Genomic DNA, 20,606 nt, shown 5'->3' with positions numbered 1-20,606 from the left:
CGAACACATCGCCGGAGACCGCCGCCGGACACTCCAATTCATAGCCACTTAACGCAACAGGACGTCACACCACGCGACCTTCGCGCAGCCCTGGGTCTCCTGGTCTGCTCCTCGGGGTCAGCAGCTTCGCTGCCAGATCAGCGCCTTGGCGAGGGCGCCCCACTCGTAGGCGATCGCATAAGGCCATTCCCGGAGGCGACGCGGACCGACCACAGTGACCCGCAGATCACCGTGGAAGCAACGGCTGATACGGATGCGGGCGCGGGTGTCCTGCGCGCGGCCGGTGACGAAGAGGATCCTGGTCCAGCCATGTCGGGCGGCGAGCTCAGCGGCGGCCCGCGCCTCGCCCCGCGTGGTCACCGGGTGCGGAGAAAAGCAGATCACCTCCGCCTTCGGTGCCTCGTGGGCCGAGCACCCCCGAGTCCCTGGGATGGACATCACGAGGACGGGAGCGTAACCGGTACGGGCCAACTCGATCGCCTTGCCGGTTCTGTCCCCCGGACCCGCCAACATGACGATGGCGTCCGCCTGGACGGGCACGTCGGCGGCGGGGAATACGAACAGCCGAAGGGTAAGCGCGGTGAAACCTGCCAGGAACACCGCGAACAGCATCACGATGAGCCGGCGTCGCCCCGCTCGTCCCCGCCGGTGGCGCGCAGCCCGGCCCGCCCCCGGCGGGGGACCGGATGACCCCCGCTCACCGGCCGGCGGTGACGACGCAGCGGAAACCACACCGTCATTCAAACATGCCGGTGTCCGACCACGACCGAGGAAATCGTCGGTGCCCGAGGACCCCGGCCGGTCCCGAACGCCCATCTGTCGGTATTTCTCCTGACCACGGGTTCTCCGTTTTCCGGGCCGGGCTAGAGCTCTCTCAACAAAGTCGCGAACCGGCCGGCCTGAGCTTCCGTGTTCAGGCGATGCTCCACGTCCAGGCGGGCGGCCGCACCGAGCGCGGCCGCCCGGTCCGGGTCGAGCACCAGATGCACGACCGCTTCAGCGAGCGCATCGGTGTCGTAGGGCGGGACGAGAATCCCGGTACGGCCGTGATCGACGTAGTCCCGGATGCCGGGGGTATCGGTCACCACGACGGGACGACCACTGGCCATCGCCTCCAGCACGACGGTTACGCCGCTCACGTGAAGATTGGGCCGGAGGCAGACGACCACCATCGACGCGGCCCTGTACAGATCGCTCACCTCGGGAAGAGTAAGACGGTTCCGACGCCGGCCGAGCCACGGTGGCACGGCCACGTTTCGGGCTGTCACCAGCTCGAGTCTCAGCTCCGCCAGCCTCAGCTCCGCCAGCCTGCTCCGCCCCTGGGGCAGGCCGCGGATCAACGTTTCGAAGTCGCGTTGCCGATCATTTCCGACACTCACCACAAGCCCTTTCTTCGGAGGGTTGACAGAGGCCCGGAAAAATGTGGAGTCGACCCCGAACAGGATATGCGAGAAACGTCTTTCAGAAATGCCCAGCTGCGTTCGGAGCGGCGGAATCTGGGCGGTGGAAAGCGTAAATATCCGGCTGGACCTTCGCAGGGCACAACGGGCGATCTTCAGCGAGCCGGGCCGTCGACCGGCGACATCGGCCAGCCAGATCACGCCGGTCACGACGGGGGGGTGGTTTCGCGTTCCCGCCATCAGCGCCGCCGGGACCCCGACCCGCTCGTCCCAGCACAAGACGACGTCCGAGCCGCGGACCGTTCGGCGGGAGGCCGCGGTCTCCACCCACTCATAGCCGCCGAAAATACGCGGACCACGAACGAAGAACGCGTCCCGGGATACCCGCAAGCTAACCGGGGAGACTTTCACTGAATAGCGCGCCAACCGGTCGAACCCATACGGAAGAGCGTCCGGAACCTCGCCGCGACCGTGACGCTCGCGCCACTTGTTCGCGTCAAGGCCGCCGCTGTAGTGAAGCGCAAGATTACATTCGACCATTAGTCCACCTAAGTTCTGGTAATTCACGAGAGTTCTCATCGCCAGCGCCGGGCGTCACCACGGGAAGTGTCGTCGGGTCCCCACGCACGCGCCCGGTCCGGTCACGATGGTCTACCGTGTGTGCCGCCCGCCTACCTGAATACGACTGCGTCGCGCGGGCCGGCGCCGGCCTGGGGTGATCAGACCGTGGATTTTGTCATGCAACAGTCAGATCGCGCCGACCGGGTGAGCGGAAAAACCCCCGCCACCCCGGCGCACTATAAGCATGCGCGCGCAAGCGTCGTCATTCCGGCCTGTAACGAGGCAGCCGTGATTGGCCGCTGCCTTGACCGGCTCGCCGACGGTGCCGCCCCCGAGGACCTGGAGATCGTCGTGGTCGCCAACGGCTGCTCCGACGAGACCGCCCGTCGGGTCCGCGACCGAGGTGTCCGCTGCGTGGAGACCGCGAAGGCCGGCAAGGCGGCCGCGCTGAACCTTGGCGACGCCGAGGTCACCACCTTCCCGCGATTCTATGTGGACGCCGACCTGGAGGTGTCCGGCGCCGACCTGCTACGGGTGGCCGACGTGCTGCGGACCGGCCCGGCGCTGGCCGCATCACCGCGCCTGACAATCCGTCTTGCCGGCACGAGCCGTGTAGTACGCGACTACTACCGCATCTGGCTGCGGCTGCCCTATGTGCGCAACGGCCGAATCGGTGGGGTCATCGGAGTGAGCGAGCAGGGCCGGGCCTGTTTCGATCGTTTCCCGGACGCAATCGCGGATGACTTCTTCCTCTATCACCGGTTCGCACCGGATGAGCGATCCACGGTCGACGGCACCTGTTTCGTCGTACATCCGGCCCGGACCGCACGCGACCTCGTTCGACAAAAGAGCCGGGTTTTCGCCGGCAACGCCCAACTGCGCGCCCTCGGGCTGGCGCCCGCGGGCGGTTCCACGAAGGATGGTCGTGGCATCGTCGGCGGGTCCGTGGACTGGCTCAGGGTGGTCCGCGCCGAGCCCCGCCTGCTCGGCGCGACGCCGGCGTACCTCGCGGTCTCCACCGTGGCGAAGGTGCTCGCCCGCCGGAAGGTTCGTCGCGGGGACCTCGGCACGTGGGAGCGTGACGGCAGCAGCCGCGGGGGCAGCCCGGCACCGGCACCGTCGACGTCGACGTCGTGTCCCTGACCTTACTTCGGGTCCGGCCACTCATCGGGTCCGGCCACACAGGTCATCGGCTCTGGCCGCACAGGACCACCGGCCGGCCGTTGTCCGCCCAGACGTTCCCGGCACTGAAGAAAGTGCTCCTACCGGCATCGTCGTTGCCCAGCCGGCAGACATTCCAGCGGAAGCCGCGGCCGAAACGGTTGTCCGTCACGCGGAGATTCTTGGCGGCGACCACGAGCGTCGTTCCGCCGGCGTTCAACCAATTGTGGTCGACGACCACGTCACGGTTACCTCCGTTCGCCCACTCCAGAAAGACGACGGCTGTCTGGGTCTTGTCGTACGGGGAGAGGTCGATGTTGTTGCACACCACACTCAGTTTCCGGACGCCGCGGACCTGGATGCCGTCGGTATGGGCCCCTTTCGGCGGCCTTCGGTCGTGGACGTAGTTATGGCGGATGATGACGCCGGAAACCGGTTCGAGCGTGGACGAGATGTGGAATCCGTCGTCGCCACCGGAAAGATTGCTGTACTGGATGACGTGACCGGTGCCACCGCTGATCGCAATCCCACTTGTCGCCACGTGATCGATCAGCACATGGCTTCCGCGCACGCGGATGCCATCGTGGACGATCGAGTTTCTTATCGTTACGTTGTCGGCGTAGATGTCGATGAGTCCGGAGAACTCCTTGTTCTCCAGTACCTGTCCGGGAGTGGCCAGTTTCCCGGCGGGCATCGGCTGGAACCGGGATCCGGGTGCGGGGCCGGTGTTCGAGGCGTCCGGCTTGCGGTCGCAGCCTCGGGCCGCGGCCTGGTCGTCCCCTGGTAGGCTGCGGGCCGCGGCACCGCCATCCGGTGAAACCCCGGCCGGGACAGTGGCGGGGGCCGGTGTGCCCGCCGTTCGCGTGGGCCCGCCTCTCGAGCGAAGGGCGACCAGCAGCCCACCGCCCGCCACCAGCACCGCAAGCACCGCCACGGATCCAATCAGGACATACCGGTGTCGATTGGTCAACTCAGCGCGAGCCATCGAATCCTTCCAGGGATATCCCACTGAGCCGGGGGCCGCGCCGTACCGGCTCTTTTCGCGGGCCCGCAGACCCGAGCGAGGCCTGCCAGCCGGTCTACGCCCGCACCGCCAGAAGACGGGATTCGGCCGGTGCGGCCGGGCCAAGGACGAAGTCCAGGAAGGCGACGTGCCGAGCGGACCAGCTGTTGTCCGCGACGAAATCCAGCCGGTCAGCCTCCGTGACGGCCGGCCAGGTCAGGACCTCGTTCATCGCCGCCACCGGATCGTCCCCCGGGCGCAGCAGCCGGACCCGCCGCCCGATGCCCCGAACCGGGGCGAGGTCCGTGGCGAGGACGGGACGTCCGGCCGCCAGATATTCGTAGATCTTGATGGGGTCCATGGCCTCGGTCAACGGAGTGCTCCGGTGGGTGAGCAGGCACACGTCGGCCGCGGCGATCAGACCGGTCACGGCCGGCCGGGGCAGATGCCCAGGCAACCGCACCGACCGCAGCAACCGCAGCGACCGGACGGAGGCCTCGTCCGGGATGGGGCCGGCCAGAATCACGGTGCCGGCCGACGCCAGGCGGCGAATCATGTCCAGATCGAGGCGAGTGTCGACGGTGCCCGCGTACACGCACCACGGCCGCGGGAGGCGCCGGAGCCAGTCCGGCGGGGACGGCGGGCGCAGCCACTCGGCCGGATCGACACCGTTGTGCACGACCAGCCCGGCACCGGTCGGCCCGGCACCGGTGGGATGGAGGCGTTCCAGCAGCGGCCTGGACACCGCGATGACCGGCAGCCGCCGGCGCCGGATCTCCTCGTAGGCATGCCGGAAGGCCGGATGCCACCGCCGTAGCGGTGGATAGGTTGCCCAGTCGTCCCGGGCGTAGTACATGACCGAGCCGGCCCAGGACATGTCGGCAAAGCCCGCCAGCGGCGGATACATGGTGATCACGACAGGTCGTTTACAGCCGGCTCGGGCCGCAGCCCGGCCGAGCCTCCTGTCATACCGCCGATAGGCCGCCCGCAGCGACGGCAGCGTCACCGGGTCCTTGCGGCGCCACCGCTGCGGCGACACCAGATGCCCCTCAACGCCACCGGACGGTGGCAGGACGGTGCTCCGGCCACCCCGCAGCACCGTACCGAGATGGCTCCGGAACGGCTCGGCCACCACCACGCGCCGGACCCGGGACGATCGCAGCAGGGTTAGCAGTAGACGATCGGGAGGACGCATGTACGCCCTGATCGCCATGTCCTGGAGCGTCTCGATCGGCAGGGCCAGCACCACGTCCCGCTGATCCGCCGTGGGGGCGTCTTTCATAAGAGTGAACTCCTTCACCGTTGAGCCATCGGGTTCACCCGTGAGCCGTCGGGCCCAGCGCGCCGTCTCTGCGCGACGACGCCGGAGCAGGCTGCCCCGAGCCGGCGCTCGCGCGCCGGACGCACTGCAGTAGGTCCGCCAACGCGGGTGGACGTTGCCTCCACGTGATCACGACGTAGGCCGCGGCACCGGCCAGCACGCTCGCCAACAGGCACACCGGGCGGGCGAGCCGGAACCCGTGGGTGAGCCACTGGACGGCGGCCATCACGGCGACGGTCCCCGCGGTCGCCACGACGTGCGGCCAGACCGCGGTGACCAGCTCGCGCGGCTTCGCGTCCACCAGGCTGAAGGGAATCGCGAAGCCGGGCGGCAGCAGGAGGACGATCACGATGGCGTACGCCGCCGCGACCCCGTTGATTCCCCACGGCAGGCCGGCGAAGTAGCTGCCGAGCATCAGCAGGCCGGAGAAGATTCCCCAGCGCAGCAGCAGGTCGGTTCTTCCCTTCACGTTGTAGAGGACCCCGACGCTGAAACTCACCGACTGGATGCCGCCGATCGGGGCGAGCAGCCAGATGAGCGGCACCAGCCGTTCCCAGCGCGCGCCGAGCACGACCAGGACGACGTCGCGCGCGACGACAGTGAGTCCAGCCATGACCGGAAAACAGACCAGAGCGGCGACCGCGCATGACCGGAAATAGACCCGGCGGATCGCGGAGTGATCGTTCTGGAGCCGGGAAAGACCGGCGAACATGACTTCCTGAAACGCCGTGGAAACAGTGCTCACCGGATACATGAGCACCCGCTGCGCCAGGCCATAGTAGCCCAACTGCTGGGCTCCGAGGAAATGCCCGACAATCACCTTGTCGCCGTGCAGCAGAAAGAAGTTGAAGACGCTGAACCCGCTCAGGTTGGCACTGAAACGCAGCACGGACCTGACCTCGGCGGGGCTGAACGAAGCTCTGGGACGCCACGGCGACTGCAGCCACGCGACGAGGGTGGTGACCCCGAATCCGACCAGATAGCCGATGACCAGTGACCACACCTGGTAGCCCAGCAGAGCGAGCACGATCGAGCAGGCCGCGTTGGCCGCCGTCCCGATGATGTTCGCCGCGGCGACGGCACCGAACTTCATCTCCCGGCGGAGCAGCCACTGCTGCAGGTCACCGAGGCTGGCGAGCAGCAGGCCGAGGCCCAGAACCTGGAGCACGGGCGTCAGCGCCGAGTCGCCGTACAGGCTGGCCAGGCCGGGCGCCAGCAGCGCCAGCAGGCCCGAGATGACCAGACCAAGCCCGATGTTGAGGAAAAAGACGCTGCTGAGCAGCCGCTCGCTGATCTTGTCTCGTTGGACGACCGCCATGCCGGTCCCGAAACCCCGCAGAATTTCGAGGAACATCACGATGACCAGCGCCATCGTCATGAGACCGAACGCCCGCGGTTCGAGCAGGTGCGCCAGGACGACCTGGACCAGCAGGCGGGTGACCTGCACGACAACCTGGTTCACCGACATCCACCGGGCGCCGCTGGCCATCGAACCGCGCGGCACCCGACGGGGCGGCGACGGTTCCGCCACGGCCTCCCTCGCCCCCGACGGGGCGGCCGACCGGGTCACGGCCGACCGGGTCACGGCCGGTGGCTGGCTCACCGCTGCCCCCCGGGGGCCAGGACCGCCGGTGCGGCGGTCATCCGCCAGAGTGCTCCGGCGCAGCCGATGAGCAGGAACAGCAGGCCGGCGAGCAACGAGAAGCTCAGGGCGTCGAAGGTGAGGAAGCTGGCGACCCCGGCGAGGATCGAGGCCGTCAACGCCTGGCCGAGTTCCCGGTCACGCTGTTCCTGGGCCCGCCGCCGCGCCCCACGGGCCACCGAGAGACCGACGGCGACCCAGACCAGCAGCACGGTTGTCCCGACGACTCCGGTCTCCAGCACCGAGCCGAGTAGCTGATTGTCAAGGTAGAAGTACTGGTGGGGGGTGAACGTGCCCAGCCCACGGCCGAGGAGCGGCCTTTGCGTGAACAACTTCCAGACCGGGGCATAGTCCTCGGTGCGGCCGGTCACGCTGGGGTCCGCGTCGGCCCGCAGGAACAGCGAGACGGTCGCCTCGATCAGACCGGGAAACACCGTGTGCAGGACGAGGACGGACCCGGCCAGCGCCAGCAGGCCGTTGAGGCGGCGGCGAACCGGCCAGATCGCCGTCAGGGTCAGGATCGCCACGGCGAGGCTCACGGCGGTGCTTCGCGAGACGCTCATCGGCAGGACGGCCCCGATGACGGTGACCTGGGCCCAGGCACCGACCCGTGCCCACCCGCGGGCGGCAATGGCGTAGTGCAGGGCCAACGGCAACACCACGGCCAGGACAACCCCGAACTCGATCGGATGCACGGCCGTCGCGGCGACCCGCTCGAAGCCGGACCGGACGTCAATGCGATCGGCGTCCGGACTGAGCGACAGTCCCGGGGGGACCAGGACGGCGCTGTAGTTACGACCGGTCAGAAACTCGATCCCGCCGATGGCGGCCATGAAGGTGGCGCCCAGCACCACCCGGCGCAGCAGACTGTCCAGCCGGGTCCGGCACCGGATCGCATCGGCGGCCAACAGCGTCACCCCGGCCTGTGCCACCACCGTCACGAGACTGCGATGAGCGGAGCTGACCTCTGTCGCTTCCACCACGCGGGTGAACATCATCGCGAAACTGAGCGTGAGAACCCATATGAGTACCAGCGTCGCGGCCCGCACCGGCTGGAACACCGGGTCGAACCGGGCGCGTCGTGCGGCCTGGTGAACCAGCCAGCCGGCAAGACAGCAGAGGCCGACGGGCACGGTCAGCTTCCCCAACGGGGGGAGCCGGTAGGTCGCCGGCACGGCGAAGAGAACGAAGACCATCGACGTCAGCAGCGTCACCGCGTCCCGCCGACTCGCCAGCAGGGGTACCGCCACGGCCGGGACGGCCAGCACCACGGCCGGCCCGACCGGCCCGAGCACCATCGCCGCCGCTACGGTGGCGGATCCGAACGCGACCGCTGCGAGCACCGGCCGGGCGGCGCCGGGGGCCGCCCGGCCGACGAGAGAGCCGGCGGTCACCCGGCCACCAGCCCGCTGATCACCGGTTCGCCTCTCACCGGTTCGCCTCGAACCGCCAGGCGACCCGTCGAGTGCCCGCCATGGAATCTTCGGGGAGTGCGTGCCGTCCGCGCCGACCCCGGCCGCGGCTGGCGCCCGCCCGGGCGGCACCGTAATGCTCCGCCCGTGACCGGGCCCGGCGCCCGACCTCGGCGTCGACGGCAAGCGCCAGCCCCAGCGCCGCCGCTACGCCGAGGAACGCGACGGTGCCAAGCAGCTTGAGGCTGCGGGCGGGCCGCACGCTCATCAGCGGCGGCTCGGACAGCGGCGCTATCCGGTAACGCTGGTCCGGCGGCACAGCAGACTGCAGGCCGTTCGACTTCGCGGTGATCACACGTACCACCTGATCCAGGGTGCGAGTGGCCTCGGTGGGATCGGCGGCCGTGGCCGTTATGTCGAGGAATACCGTCTCCGGTTGCACCGAGATCTCGTAGTCACCATGGAATCCAGCCGAACGGATCTCCTCCCGCACCTGCCGAGAGTCCATGATCTTCGATTCCGTGAGAGCCAGCGACTTGAGCGAATCGCCGAAGTAGGAAAGCGGGTTGACGGGCTGCAGGATAAACCCGGAACCGGAGGAGGATGCGGCGAGCTTCTGCTCCACCGACGGGCCAACCACGAGGACCATGGCCTTCGTCTGGTAGACGGGTTTGGCGACAGACATCGTGATCCCGATTGCGGCCGCCGTGGCGAGCAGGATCGGAAGCATGACATACCATCGGCGGAACGCCGTTCTGGCGGCCGTCACGATGTCCATGTCGGACTCCCCCGGTAAGCCGACGACGCCGACGGCGAGGCCTGGTCCGCACCATGACCGGAAGGTTCTGTCATTCGGGGCTCCAAGGATTCATGCTCCTGAACCGATCCCATCATCAGCCTGGACCGATTCAATGTAGTCGCCCTGCGCCGCGCCGATATGCAGGCCGACCCGCGTGTCGCCGCGCTACCTGGACCGCTGGGAGGGGAACTTCGCGGCGATTCGGGTCCCGATTCGGGTCCCGAATGCTGCGCGTACCTCGCCACCCATGTGCCGAGCATGGGGCAATGCCCACTGCCGCCCCAGAACCGCCAGGCAGCGAGCCCGCTCGGCCCGGTCGGGCCGGTCGTGGGACAGGATCACGTGAACCATCCTGATGGTCTTCTCCACCATCGGCAGCGACGGCACCCGCCGGTGCGGGTCAAACCACATGGCGCGTTCCGCAGCACCCGGGTTGGCATTCATCGAAGTGTTCTTGTGGAAACGCCTAAGAAACAGGCGTTCGGGCACCTCGACAAACTGGCCGTCCAGGGCGAGCTGCGCCAGGAGAACCACGTCGGAACCGACGTACTTTCCGATGAGATCCGTCTTCAGGAGCGCTTCTGCCCGTATGACGCCGAATACCGGATGGTATTCCGTACGGGTCGACAGGAAGTGTCGCAGACGCTCGTGCGGCGTCGGCTCACACAGGTTCATCCCATCCTCGAAGCCACCGGTCACCGTATCGTTCAGGTCGATGAGCGCCGTTTTGGGGTAGGCCAGGACGGCGGCGGACGACGCGGCGGTCAGGGCCGCGACGCACCGGCTGACAAATGCGGGGGCGCAGAGGTCGTCATGGGCGGCCCACTTGAAGTAGGTTCCCGCGGCGAGGTGGACGATCCGGTTGTAGTTCCAGGCCGCGCCGCGGTTCACCGGACTCCGGTGGTACTCGATCCGCGGATCCCGGCGGACGAATTCCCGGCAGATCTGCTCGGTTCGGTCGGTGCTGCCGTTGTCGGCGACGACGATCTGAAGATTCGGGTAGTCCTGCACGACGATCGACTCCAGCGCCCGAGCCAGGAAGTTCTCCCCGTTGAAGACGGGTAGTCCCACCGTCACGAGCGGCCGGGCGTCCGGGTGGGGTGACGGGACACCGGGCCCCACGACACCACGGTCCACAACACCACGCCCCGCCTGGCGATCAGGCCCCTTGAGCCGGGCCTCGTCCTGGGTGCCGCTGTCGGCAGGTATGGCCATTCTCCATCGTCCCTCCGTCCGACCGGAGCCGAACCTCTGCTGACGAGATTGTCAGCTGCTAAGTGGCACGACCTCCGCGGGCACACCCAGTTCCGCCAACCGGCCGCGCACCTCGTCCAGATACAGCGGATTCGGGAGAAAAACGCACCCCACCCGCTCCACCGACAGGTCCTCGGGTGCCAACACCGGATGCCCGGTGCCGGGCACGAACAGGCCCCTCTTCCGCGGGTTGAGGTCGACGACTCCCCGCACGGCGGAACCGACGTCCAACACGTTGAGGAATGCCACCCCCTTGGACCCCGCGCCCCAGACCAGCGCACGCGGCGCGTCCCAGGCGGAATTGGCGTCCGTCGCCAGGTCGGCGAGATGCGCGGACCAGCGCCCGACAACCTCCCGGTAGACGTCACCGAACTTTCTGGCCTGGACCACGAAGCGGTCCGTCGCCACCACGTCCTCGCCGGCGGCCGGTCCGATCCGACCGGACGGACGGGTTGTCGGCGCCGTCTTGGCCTCGATCCAGAGGAACTGGTCACCGTAGGATGTTCCGGCGTCGGTGACGGTGAACCCGGCCGCGCTCACCACCCGCCGAAGTCCAGCCGGCGAGAAGTACGACACGTGCGGGTAGATGAAGTCCCACACCCCCGCCTCGCCGAGGACGAAGCCGCCGTTGGGCACCTCAAGATACAGCGACGTGTCCCGGCCGCCCAGCGCATTACGGATATCGGTCAGAAAGCCCAGTGGATCGGACACGTGCTCGAGGACGTGCCGGCAGACGACAAGATCCTCCGGGAGATGGGAATAGCGCGAACCGTACAGGTCGACCACAAAGGTCACCGCGGCGTCGTCGGCACATTCGGGGCCGATGTAGGTCGGGTCGTACCCGGTTCCGGCACACAGTCCCCGGGCACACAACAGGCGCAGGAAGTCCCCCTTGCCCGACCCGATCTCGACAACCTCCCGCCCCACCAGGTTGTGCCGGACGATCAGACGGTCCGCCAACGCCTCGGCGTATGCCCGGAAGGCGGGCGAGAAGTGCAGCGAGTTGTCGTACTCGCCGCCGTACTCGACGAGGCCGGCCTCGAACGCGACATTGACCACGGTGCCGCACTCGGCACACAGCGACAGCTCCAGAGCACGGCGCTGCGCGGTCATGGCGGCCTCCCGCGACGGCCACAGCACGCCGGTCATCACCGGCGAACGCTCAACACGTACCAGGTCTTCGAGCGCGGTGCCCTGGCATGCCGGACAGACATTGGTCACCGGACAGACGTTGTTCACCAGACAGACATTGCTCACTCAGACGGCCCTCAGCTCGGTGTCGACGCCCAGCCGGGTCAACTCCCCCGCGATCTCGTCACGATAGATCGGATTCATGATGATCAGAAGATCCGGCCTATCTTCCCGCAGCCACTCGGACGGGACGATACGGTGGCCGCTGCCCGCCATGAACATGCCGTGTTTGTGCGGGTTGATGTCGACGGCGTAGCGGACCAGGTCGGCGGCCGGGCCGAGGGTCGCCAGAAACGACACACCTTTGGAACCCGAACCCCAGATCGCCGCTTTTTCGCCGCGCTGGTGCCCGCGCCACAGCATCTCGCTCCACCGGTTCAGCGTCGTGGCCACCTCACGCTGGAAGTGCCGTACCCCGACGCGCAGGGTGGCCAGGTCGTCCTCGATCGGCAGCGGGTCACCGGCCGCCGGAACGGTGGACGGCCGCGCCTCGATCAGCAGGTACTGATCGTCATAGTCGAGGGAGACGTCGAGCACCTCGAACCCGGTAGCTCGGAACAACCTCGCCAGCGAACCGGCGCTGAAATAGGAGCAGTGCTCGTAGTACACATCCCAGAACGCCGCCTCCTGCAGCACCCGCAGGACGTCCGGCAGCTCAAAGAGGACCGGGATATCGGTCCGGTCACCGAGCGCGGCCCTGATCATCCGCATGAAGTCGCCGACCGGCGCGATGTGCTCCAGGGTGTGCCGGCACACGACGGCATCGGCGGTCAGGTGCGCATACCGCCCGGAGTAGAGATCCGTGATCCAGGTCAGCCGGCCGGCAACCGGGCTGGTGATGCGCTCGGGCCGGACACCCGGGTCGATCCCGATGCCGGCGCCGGCACCCTGCTCCACCAGGTGGACGAGAAACTCACCCTTGCCGCACCCGATCTCCAGGACCGTCTTCCCGTACAGATCGTACTTGTCGGTCCAGCGCTTGGCGAGGTCCCGCGCGAACTCCTGAAATCGGGTGGAGAATGCCTGCGTCTCCTCGTACCGGGCGGAATACTGGTTCTTGGTCGGATCGAAGGCCGTGTTCATGATGAAGCCGCAGCGCTCGCAGAAGGCGATCCGCAGGTCACCCTTCGGGAACGCCCGGGCCTCGTCCTCGTCGGCCAGCAGCAGACAACTGTGCGACGGGACGTCGTCCCTTGTATAGACGGAGGTGAGGCGGGAACCGCCACAGGCGGGGCAGGCGGTGGACTGGTCAGTCATGGTACGACCCTCGGTGTCGGAACGGGAAGGATGAACCGGCCGCCCCGCCGCGGGTACGTCGCCGCAGGTATGTCGAGCTGCGGCAGCGGCGGCCGAGCACGCTCATGGCACCCGCATCGGTGCGGCCGACCGCAGGGTGACGTCGAGCAGACCGTCCGCCATGAGTTGCTGGATGCGCTGGATCCGCTGGAAGCGGGAGCCGATCAGCTCCTCCTTGGTCAGCCCGGCGGCGACGTAGGCCAGGTAGAGCTCCTCGACCCCCTTGCGGACGGTCCACACCGGCCGGAATCCCGGTATCTCCTCGGCGATACGGTCGCAGTCCACCCGGTAGTTCCGCTTGTCCGGCCCGGCCGTGTCCGCGAAGACCACCCGGCCGCCCGGCACGACCTCCTCGACGATCGCGGCCACGTCGCGTATTCGATAGTTCTCCGCCGACCGGCCGACATTGTAGGCCTTGAGGTGGATCTTCTCGCGGGGTTCCTCGCACACGGCGAGCATCGCCCGGGCGATGTCCTCGATGTGTACCAGCGGTCGCCACGGCGTCCCGTCGCTCTTGAGGTAAACCTCGCCGGTCGTCACCGCGTAGCCGGTGAGATTGTTCACCACGAGGTCACCACGCAGTCGGGGTGAGACGCCGTACGCCGTGGCGTTACGCAGGAAGACCGGGCTGAAATCGTCATCGGCAAGCTCGGCGAGCTCTCGTTCGGCGATCACTTTTGACTCACCGTAGGGAGTCACCGGATGAAACTCGGCCGACTCGTCGATGGGCGCGTCTCCGTGCGCACCATAGAGGCTGCACGAGGACGAGAAGACGAAACGCGGTACGCCCGCGGCCTTGGCGGCACGCCCAACCAGCAACGTCCCCCGGGCGTTGATGTCATAGGTCACGGCTGGGTTCAGATCACCCAGCGGATCATTGGATATGCCCGCCAGATGGACCACCGCGTCGTAACCCTCCAGATGGGACGGCCGGACGTCCCGAATATCAAGTTTCAACGCCGGCACGAAGTCCGGATCGGGTCCGAGGGTACACCCAGAGAACAGCCCGCTGTCCAGACCCACCACGTCGTGTCCGGCAGCCCGGAAGAGCGGGATGAGACGGGTTCCTATATATCCGTCGTGTCCGGTGACCAGAATACGCATCGAGCTCAGTCCCATACCTTCCAGGGCGCACAGCCACCATCCCACAGTGACTGCAGGAGTTTGCGGTCGCGTACCGTGTCCATGCACTGCCAGAAGCCGCCATGCCGATACGCCATGAGCTGACCGTCCTTGGCGAGCCTCTCAAGGGGCTCCTTCTCGAACTGGGTGTCGTCGCCGGCAATGTAGTCGAAGACCTGCGGTTCCAGGGCAAAGAAGGCACCGTTGATCCATCCCTCGCCGGCCTGTGGTTTCTCCGAGAACTCCACGATCTGGTCCCCGGCCAGCTCGAGATGACCGAACCGGGCGGGTGGCCGCACGGCGGTCAGTGTGGCGATCCTGCCATGCGAGCGGTGGAAGTCGAGCAACGCGTTGAGATCGATGTCCGCTACGCCGTCCCCCCAGGTCAACATGAACGTCCCCGCGTCGCCGAGCCAGGGCGCGAGTCGCCTGATACGACCGCCGGTGGCGGTGTTCTGACCGGTGTCGACCAGATTTACCCGCCAATCCTCCGAGGTACCCCCGTGCCGCTCCACATCGCCCTGCCGAAGCGACACCGTGAGATCACTGGTCAGCGCCGCGTAGTCCACCAGCCAGCGTTTGATGTATTCGCCTTTATACCCCAGGGCGATCGTAAAATCGGTGAACTGGAAGTGAGCGTAGTACTTCATGATGTGCCAGATGATCGGCCGATTGCCGATCTCGATCATCGGTTTGGGTTTGATGACCGTCTCCTCCGCCAACCGGCTGCCCAGACCGCCGGCAAGAATACCGACCTTCATCGTTCCGCTCGTTCCCGGGAGCCGGTCGCGTGAACCGGCGCTGCCGAGACGCTCACTCGGGTCAAGCCGCCCTGACGAGGGACCGGGATACTGGGGTGGCCGGCCCGGCGACCACGTAGCCGGTCGTGGACCCCGACGTAGCGGGGCTCCGAATACCGCCAGGACAGTTCGTTCACAATGCGCTCCCGACCCCGGGCGCCAAGGGTCCGGCGTCGGTCCGGGTCCGTCAGCAGTTCGGCGAGGGTCCGGGCGAAGTCCGCCACCGTGTCGGAGGGTACGTAGACGGCGGCGTCCTCGGCGCTCACCCGGGTCTCGGTCAGGTCATAGGCCACCACCGGCAGTGCATAGGCCATGTATTCGAGCGTCTTGGACATGGTGGACACCTCGTTCAGCGGGCTCCGCGGGTCCGGCGACAATCCGACCGTGGCGGTGGACAGGTAGTCCCGGATCATCTGGTCGTCGGCCCGCCCGGTGAACTCGACCCAGTCGTCGAGACCGAGCCGGCTCGACTGTTTCCGCAGATCGTCCAGACAGTCACCAAATCCCAGCAGGGCGAAGGCGCAGTCGGTGCGCCCGAGAACGTGGACATAGTGATGTATGGCATCGAGGAGTCGGTCGACACCGTCCTGCGGGCCCATTATTCCCAGATAACAGGCAAGGTGCTGCCGGCCGCGCCGCAATTCGGGACGCTCCGCGGCGGGCTTCATCAGTTCGGGGTCCGGTCCGTTTCGGACGACGGTCACCCGTTCCGACGGCAGCCGCCCCCTGGTCAGGGCCAGCCGCCGGTAAGATTCGTTGGTCACGATCACGTGGTCGGCGACCCGCTGATTCATCCGTTCAAGCAGCAGCAACGCGCGGAGCAACAGCCCACCGTCCTTACCGAACCGTGAGCGATAGAGTTCCGGACAAAGATCATGATGGTCGAAGACGAACTTCTTGCCGAATGGCTTGTAGAACAGCGCAAGCGCCCAGTACGTGTCCGGCGGGTTACATGCCTGGATCACGTCGAATCCGTGCCGGCGGGCCACGGCGACGGACAGGACAGCGGTTCGCGCCCAGCAGTAGCCGAACTCGAAGACGTAACTGAGCACACCCTGGGTCCGGGGTGCGCCCCGATACGTCCAGATGCTGACGCCGTCAACGATCTGGTGACGCCGCTGCCCCGGGCCCCGTGGGCATATTACGGCAACCTGGTAGCCCTGGTCGCGAAGCGCCTGGCATTCCTGCCACGTCCGATGGTCGATCAGAATCGGCAGGTTCTGAACTACGATCAGAACCCGTCCTGCGTCGCCGATGTCGGGAGATTCGGTCGAGTCGGTGTCAGGCGCCGACGTGATAGTATTCGCGCCCGTAGCCAACGAGATAGTCCCGTCGCGTGCCTGTCCCACATTTTTCTCCCGAAGATGAACGACCCCGTTGCCCGCGGACGGTGGACCTATCCTTTCCTTTCCGTCATGGCGAGGCTAGCGGTCGGCCTGGGCGTCACCGGCGATTGAAAAACTTGCGTGTCGCGTCTTGGGGCCGGGCTCGGCCGATTCTCGACGCAGGAACGACAGAACTGACCGTTGGGGGCGGCTTATTCCAGCCATGCTGTTTGACGGCGGCAGCCATGGCCGCCATGGATGCCGTGTTCGCGTCTTTAATGCCCGGGGCACTCTCGCGCTTTTTGACGCAAATCCGCTCCTGGCGGCGGACCACCCGGTGACTTGTCGTGCGTTCCTCGGCTTTCTGGTCAGCTTACCGAATCAGACGATCATCGGATCAGACGGTTGACGATGCGCGGCCGGCGAGCAGTCCCAGCGACCCGGCCGCCTCCGTCAGGCCGGCTCGGGCGTCGGAGTGGGCGACCTGGTCGATGAGTCGGGCGGTCTGTTCGTGCTGGCCGCGCCCCCACACGGCCGCGGTCCCGTTCTCGGACACGACGTAGCTGTGCTGGAAACTGGTGACCGGGCTGGTGAGCCGCGGCAGCACACAGGAATCCCCCGACCGGGCATGCCGGCTCGGCAGGGCGATGATCGCCTTGCCGTCGGCCGCGTGCAGCGCGCCGACGACGAAGTCGGACTGCCCACCGAAGCCGGAGTAGATGCGGTTGCGGATCCAGGACGCGTTCGCCTGCGCATACAGGTCCACCTGCAGCGCGGTGTTGATCGAGGTCATCCGCGGCTGCCGGGCGATGACCCCCGGGTCGTTCACGATTTCGGTGCGCACCAGCAGCAGCCGCGGATTGCGGTGCGCCCACGAGTAGAGATCGGCCGACCCGAACAGGAACGAGGTCCGCAGCGGTGTCCCGGCGGCCAGCGCGCCGGAGGCTTCGAGCGCGAGCATGCCATCGGAGAAGGTCTCGGTCCACACGCGCAGATCCCGCCGGTCGACGAGGGCCGACAGCGTGGCGTTCGGGACACCGCCGATGCCGAGCTGCAGGGTCGCCCCGTCCTCGACGAGCGCGGCGACCCGCTCGCCGATCTGCCCGCGGACGTCGTCGACGGGCGTGACCGCGGGGCTGGCGAGCGGCTGCTCCACCTCCACGGCGAGGTCGACATCATCGATGCTCAGTTCACCGTCGCCGAAGGTGTAGGGCATCGCCGGGTTGAGCTGGGCGACCACCAGTCCCCCGTGCGCGCGGGCCGCCTCGACCGCGGCCGGCAGGATGTTGACTTCGGTGCCAAGCGAGACCTTCCCCCCGTCGGGCACGCTGGTGTGCAACACGACGACGTCGGGCCGGTGAGTGGTCGCGAGCAGGCGGGGCACGAGGCTGAGCCGGTTGGGCAGGTAGTCGAGGCCGGGCACGTTGCGCATCGCCGGGCCGACGAACGCGGTCTCCGGCGTCACGCCGCCGCGTTCCGGCACGCCACCCTGAGCGTTGATCATAAAGAGGCGGTATTCACTCACCACCGCGTCGATCACACGCAACGCGACGAGCGGGGTGGCGAAGTTCCCCGCCGCCACGACCCGCGGCGTGGCCGACCGCCATCGGCCAGGACCGGCTCCACGAGGACCGGCTCCACCGCCCACACCGGAGCCCGCGGCGAGATGGGTCTCGATGCGGCGACCGAACTCCGCCTCGCTGACAATATCCATACCCGCATGGTGGCGTACCGGTGCGCGGCCAGCGAAGAATGGTCATCGCCTCATCCCGCGGATCAATCCGGCCCAGGCCCGGTCGGTTATCGTCTTGAGAACATGGAGTCCGAACGGGACCTCGCCTCCGCGGACGAAGGGACCTCCGATCTGGCCGGCACCGCGCCGTCTCCGGGACCGCCGGGAGAGCTGATCTTTCCTGCGGTCGCTCGGCTCGAGCTCGACGAGCTTCTCGCCCAGCTGGTGGACCGGGCCCAGGACGTTCTGGCCACTCAAAGCCGGCTGCACGGCCTGCTGCGGGCCAACCGGATGGTCACCGCCGACCTCAGTCTCGACGTGGTGCTACGGCGCATCGTCGAGTCCGCGTGCGAACTGGTCGACGCCCGCTACGGCGCGCTCGGGGTAATCTCCCGCGACGGCCGGCTCGAACAGTTCGTGCACGTCGGGATGGACCCGGGACTCGTCGAGACGATAGGGCGGCTGCCCCGGGGAGACGGCGTGCTGGGCCTGCTCATCGCGGAACCGCGGCCGGTGCGCCTCGACGACATCGCCGACCACCTCCAGGCGGTCGGTTTCCCCCCGGGCCATCCACCGATGCGGGCCTTCCTCGGGGTGCCGATCCGGGTCCGCAACGAGGTCTTCGGCAATCTTTACCTCACCGAGAAACGCGGCGGTCGGGTGTTCACCGCGGAGGACGAGGAGCTGGCGCTCGCGCTGGCCGCGAACGCCGGTGTGGCGATCGACAACGCCCGGCTGTTCGGGGAGGCCCAGCATCGCCAGCAGTGGTCGCAGGCATCCGCCGACATCACCCGGCATCTGCTCGCCGACGGCGACGACCCGCTGGAGCTGATCGTCCAGCGGGCCCGCGACGTCGCCCGCGCGGACACGACAGCGCTGGCCCTCGGGTCGGAGACGGCGACCGAGCTGTCCTTCGACGTCGCCGCCGGGCAGGACGCGGACCTGCTGCGGGGCCGACGGGTACCGATAGAGAGCTCGCTGGCCGGCCGCGCGGTATGCGACCATGCGCCGCTGGTCGTCGCCGACGTCCGCGAACTGGCCGAATCCGAGGTCCACGACCTCGACATCGGGCCAACGATGATCGTTCCGCTGATCACGTCACATGTCACGTCCGGGGCGCTGATCCTCGCCCGGCGCCGGGGCGGTGACCTGTTCACAGACGCGGACCTGGAGTTGGCGGCCGCGTTCGCCGCGCACGTCGCGCTCGCGCTGGAACTCGCCCGCTCCCGGGCCGCACGCGGCCGGCTGTCCCTGCTGGAGGACCGCGACCGGATCGCCCGCGACCTGCACGACCACGTGATGCAACGCCTGTTCGCGGTGGCGATGGGCCTGCAGGGCCTCGCGGCCAGCGAGGAGCGGCCCACCCGGGCGGAACGGATGAACACCTACGTGGAGGATCTCGACGAGACGGTACGGGAGATCCGCCACACCATCTTCGAGCTGCGGGGCCGGGCGGCACCGGCGACGGGCAGCGGCCTGCGGGCGCAGATCCTGGGCGTCATCGACGACATGACCGGCGCGTTCGGCTTCACCCCGCGGGTCCGGCTGGACGGACCGGTGGACACGATGATCGGCTCTACCGTCGGCGACCATCTGATCGCGGTCGTGCGCGAGGCGCTGTCCAACGCCGCCCGGCATGCCAAGGCGAGCAGTGTCGAGGTGACCGTGACCGCCGCGAGCGGCGCCGTCACCGTCGACGTGGTGGACGACGGGGTCGGCATCGGCCCTACCACCCGCCGCAGCGGGCTGGCGAACATGCGGGCCCGGGCGCGGGATCTCGGCGGGACCTTCGAACTCGGCCCGGGCCCCGACGGCGGCACCCAGCTGCGCTGGTCGGTGCCGACTAGCTGACCCGTCCGCGGATCCCGCCGGCCGACGGATCCGCGACCAGCTGGCCGCCCAGATACGTCCGCACCCGCTTGCGGCCCTGTTCGAGTCGAATCCGCCCTCGTGCCTCGGTCGTCATCCACTCGCCTCCCGTCCTCGCGTTCGGACCAGTCCCTCCCGGGGGCCGGTTTCTCCTGGACCAACCGGCGCGGCGCCCCGCGCCTTCCCGTTGCCGGGACGGTGAATCCCGGCAATACCGGAAGGCGGAGGATGCCCAACATCAAGAGCGCCGATGAACGGGCCGTGCGCCACCTGTGGGTGCCCGGGCCGGGCACCGTGTCACCCCCCCGTGTCACCGGGGACCACGCGGGCACGTGACAACCAGGAAGAACTCATCCGAGGAGAACTCGTCGGACGGAGGCCGAGATGACCACCACGAGAACCTGGACTGTGCAGATCTCCCTGACGGAGCAGCACGGCCGTACCCAGGCGGATGCGGCCCTGCACGGCAGCGCCCGCGACGATCTACACGGGACGGGACAGGCCCGGCTGCACCCCGGGGAGTCCGACGTTCCCGAGATCGGGGACGAGGTGGCCGCCGCGCGCGCGTTGTCGGAGCTGGCACACCGCCTGTTCGACGCGGCCGCCGAAAACATCCAGGCGGCGATGGCGGGACCCGACCGGACTATGTGATCGTCGTCCGCCGCCGGTGAAGCCGGTGGAGCCGCCGCCGCTCACCCGGATATGGCCAAACTCGGCT

General features: G+C 68.0%; 18 protein-coding genes. 3 read left to right on the top strand and 15 right to left on the bottom strand.

Translation table 11 applies throughout. From position 1 onward, the window contains the following. Window positions 1-117: 117 nt before the first annotated feature. Both AC08OX_RS05780 and AC08OX_RS05775 read right to left on the bottom strand, forming a co-directional pair. A complete protein-coding gene (locus tag AC08OX_RS05780) occupies window positions 118-612 on the bottom strand; it encodes a YdcF family protein (RefSeq protein ID WP_476606862.1) in 495 nt (164 codons plus the stop codon). Window positions 613-863: 251 nt separating this feature from the next. Beyond that, on the bottom strand, window positions 864-1,967 hold the full coding sequence (locus AC08OX_RS05775; protein WP_476606861.1) for a glycosyltransferase family 4 protein: 1,104 nt from the start codon (window positions 1,965-1,967) through the stop codon (window positions 864-866). A 171-nt stretch (window positions 1,968-2,138) separates the two neighbouring features. On the opposite strand from AC08OX_RS05775, the gene AC08OX_RS05770 reads away from it, so the two are divergent. After that, the gene (locus AC08OX_RS05770) at window positions 2,139-3,104 is read left to right on the top strand and encodes a glycosyltransferase family 2 protein (protein WP_476606860.1); all 966 of its coding nucleotides are present in this window, start codon (window positions 2,139-2,141) and stop codon (window positions 3,102-3,104) included. A 43-nt stretch (window positions 3,105-3,147) separates the two neighbouring features. On the opposite strand, the gene AC08OX_RS05765 is transcribed toward AC08OX_RS05770, so the two are convergent. From AC08OX_RS05765 to AC08OX_RS05710, 12 genes are all read right to left on the bottom strand, one after another. Further along, entirely contained in the window at window positions 3,148-4,107 is a 960-nt protein-coding gene (locus AC08OX_RS05765) for a right-handed parallel beta-helix repeat-containing protein (RefSeq protein WP_476606859.1), read from the bottom strand. A 94-nt stretch (window positions 4,108-4,201) separates the two neighbouring features. Further along, on the bottom strand, window positions 4,202-5,407 hold the full coding sequence (locus tag AC08OX_RS05760; protein ID WP_476606858.1) for a glycosyltransferase: 1,206 nt from the start codon (window positions 5,405-5,407) through the stop codon (window positions 4,202-4,204). A gap of 34 nt (window positions 5,408-5,441) precedes the next feature. Then, complete coding sequence (locus AC08OX_RS05755) at window positions 5,442-7,049, bottom strand: lipopolysaccharide biosynthesis protein (protein ID WP_476606857.1); 1,608 nt, start codon at window positions 7,047-7,049, stop codon at window positions 5,442-5,444. Further along, window positions 7,046-8,482, bottom strand: a complete 1,437-nt coding sequence (locus tag AC08OX_RS05750) for an O-antigen ligase family protein (RefSeq protein WP_476606856.1) — start codon at window positions 8,480-8,482, stop codon at window positions 7,046-7,048. The genes AC08OX_RS05755 and AC08OX_RS05750 overlap by 4 nt, the downstream gene beginning before the upstream one ends. A gap of 34 nt (window positions 8,483-8,516) precedes the next feature. Beyond that, window positions 8,517-9,278 (bottom strand): Wzz/FepE/Etk N-terminal domain-containing protein, encoded by a 762-nt coding sequence (locus AC08OX_RS05745; protein ID WP_476606855.1) that lies wholly within the window; start codon window positions 9,276-9,278, stop codon window positions 8,517-8,519. Between the two features lie 186 nt (window positions 9,279-9,464). Next, window positions 9,465-10,514 carry a glycosyltransferase family 2 protein gene (locus AC08OX_RS05740; RefSeq protein ID WP_476606854.1) on the bottom strand — a complete coding sequence of 350 codons (1,050 nt, stop codon included), beginning with the start codon at window positions 10,512-10,514 and terminating at the stop codon, window positions 9,465-9,467. Window positions 10,515-10,565: 51 nt separating this feature from the next. Next, on the bottom strand, window positions 10,566-11,792 hold the full coding sequence (locus tag AC08OX_RS05735) for a class I SAM-dependent methyltransferase (RefSeq protein WP_476606853.1): 1,227 nt from the start codon (window positions 11,790-11,792) through the stop codon (window positions 10,566-10,568). 18 nt (window positions 11,793-11,810) lie between these two features. Further along, a complete protein-coding gene (locus AC08OX_RS05730; protein WP_476606852.1) occupies window positions 11,811-13,001 on the bottom strand; it encodes a class I SAM-dependent methyltransferase in 1,191 nt (396 codons plus the stop codon). 102 nt (window positions 13,002-13,103) lie between these two features. Further along, window positions 13,104-14,144 (bottom strand): NAD-dependent epimerase/dehydratase family protein, encoded by a 1,041-nt coding sequence (locus tag AC08OX_RS05725; protein WP_476606851.1) that lies wholly within the window; start codon window positions 14,142-14,144, stop codon window positions 13,104-13,106. Between the two features lie 5 nt (window positions 14,145-14,149). After that, window positions 14,150-14,923, bottom strand: a complete 774-nt coding sequence (rfbF, locus tag AC08OX_RS05720) for a glucose-1-phosphate cytidylyltransferase (RefSeq protein WP_476606850.1) — start codon at window positions 14,921-14,923, stop codon at window positions 14,150-14,152. After that, window positions 14,920-16,167, bottom strand: a complete 1,248-nt coding sequence (locus tag AC08OX_RS05715; RefSeq protein ID WP_476606863.1) for a glycosyltransferase family 4 protein — start codon at window positions 16,165-16,167, stop codon at window positions 14,920-14,922. The genes rfbF and AC08OX_RS05715 overlap by 4 nt, the downstream gene beginning before the upstream one ends. 517 nt (window positions 16,168-16,684) lie before the next feature. Then, the gene (locus AC08OX_RS05710) at window positions 16,685-18,001 is read right to left on the bottom strand and encodes an acetyl-CoA hydrolase/transferase family protein (protein ID WP_476606849.1); all 1,317 of its coding nucleotides are present in this window, start codon (window positions 17,999-18,001) and stop codon (window positions 16,685-16,687) included. A 102-nt stretch (window positions 18,002-18,103) separates the two neighbouring features. Here AC08OX_RS05710 and AC08OX_RS05705 point away from each other — a divergent pair, with 102 nt between their 5' ends. Next, the gene (locus tag AC08OX_RS05705) at window positions 18,104-19,870 is read left to right on the top strand and encodes a GAF domain-containing sensor histidine kinase (RefSeq protein WP_011435999.1); all 1,767 of its coding nucleotides are present in this window, start codon (window positions 18,104-18,106) and stop codon (window positions 19,868-19,870) included. Here the strand turns inward: AC08OX_RS05705 and AC08OX_RS05700 are convergent. Then, window positions 19,863-19,985 (bottom strand): hypothetical protein, encoded by a 123-nt coding sequence (locus AC08OX_RS05700; RefSeq protein ID WP_476606848.1) that lies wholly within the window; start codon window positions 19,983-19,985, stop codon window positions 19,863-19,865. The genes AC08OX_RS05705 and AC08OX_RS05700 overlap by 8 nt on opposite strands. Before the next feature lie 287 nt (window positions 19,986-20,272). Here AC08OX_RS05700 and AC08OX_RS05695 point away from each other — a divergent pair, with 287 nt between their 5' ends. Continuing rightward, entirely contained in the window at window positions 20,273-20,539 is a 267-nt protein-coding gene (locus AC08OX_RS05695; protein WP_011435998.1) for a DUF1876 domain-containing protein, read from the top strand. Window positions 20,540-20,606 lie beyond the last annotated feature (67 nt).

The organism is Frankia sp. CoBUL1, assembly GCF_978021245.1.
The sequence above is the reverse complement of the archived record's forward strand: the minus strand, read 5'-3'. Positions and strand labels throughout refer to the sequence as shown.

Coding starts and splice junctions, on each gene's coding strand:
- AC08OX_RS05780 (WP_476606862.1), bottom strand. CDS start 612: ATGCTGTTCGCGGTGTTCCTGGCAGGTTTCACCGCGCTTACCCTTCGG.
- AC08OX_RS05770 (WP_476606860.1), top strand. CDS start 2,139: ATGCAACAGTCAGATCGCGCCGACCGGGTGAGCGGAAAAACCCCCGCC.
- AC08OX_RS05765 (WP_476606859.1), bottom strand. CDS start 4,107: ATGGCTCGCGCTGAGTTGACCAATCGACACCGGTATGTCCTGATTGGA.
- AC08OX_RS05760 (WP_476606858.1), bottom strand. CDS start 5,407: ATGAAAGACGCCCCCACGGCGGATCAGCGGGACGTGGTGCTGGCCCTG.
- AC08OX_RS05745 (WP_476606855.1), bottom strand. CDS start 9,278: ATGGACATCGTGACGGCCGCCAGAACGGCGTTCCGCCGATGGTATGTC.
- AC08OX_RS05740 (WP_476606854.1), bottom strand. CDS start 10,514: ATGGCCATACCTGCCGACAGCGGCACCCAGGACGAGGCCCGGCTCAAG.
- AC08OX_RS05730 (WP_476606852.1), bottom strand. CDS start 13,001: ATGACTGACCAGTCCACCGCCTGCCCCGCCTGTGGCGGTTCCCGCCTC.
- AC08OX_RS05725 (WP_476606851.1), bottom strand. CDS start 14,144: ATGCGTATTCTGGTCACCGGACACGACGGATATATAGGAACCCGTCTC.
- rfbF (WP_476606850.1), bottom strand. CDS start 14,923: ATGAAGGTCGGTATTCTTGCCGGCGGTCTGGGCAGCCGGTTGGCGGAG.
- AC08OX_RS05710 (WP_476606849.1), bottom strand. CDS start 18,001: ATGGATATTGTCAGCGAGGCGGAGTTCGGTCGCCGCATCGAGACCCAT.
- AC08OX_RS05705 (WP_011435999.1), top strand. CDS start 18,104: ATGGAGTCCGAACGGGACCTCGCCTCCGCGGACGAAGGGACCTCCGAT.
- AC08OX_RS05700 (WP_476606848.1), bottom strand. CDS start 19,985: ATGACGACCGAGGCACGAGGGCGGATTCGACTCGAACAGGGCCGCAAG.
- AC08OX_RS05695 (WP_011435998.1), top strand. CDS start 20,273: ATGACCACCACGAGAACCTGGACTGTGCAGATCTCCCTGACGGAGCAG.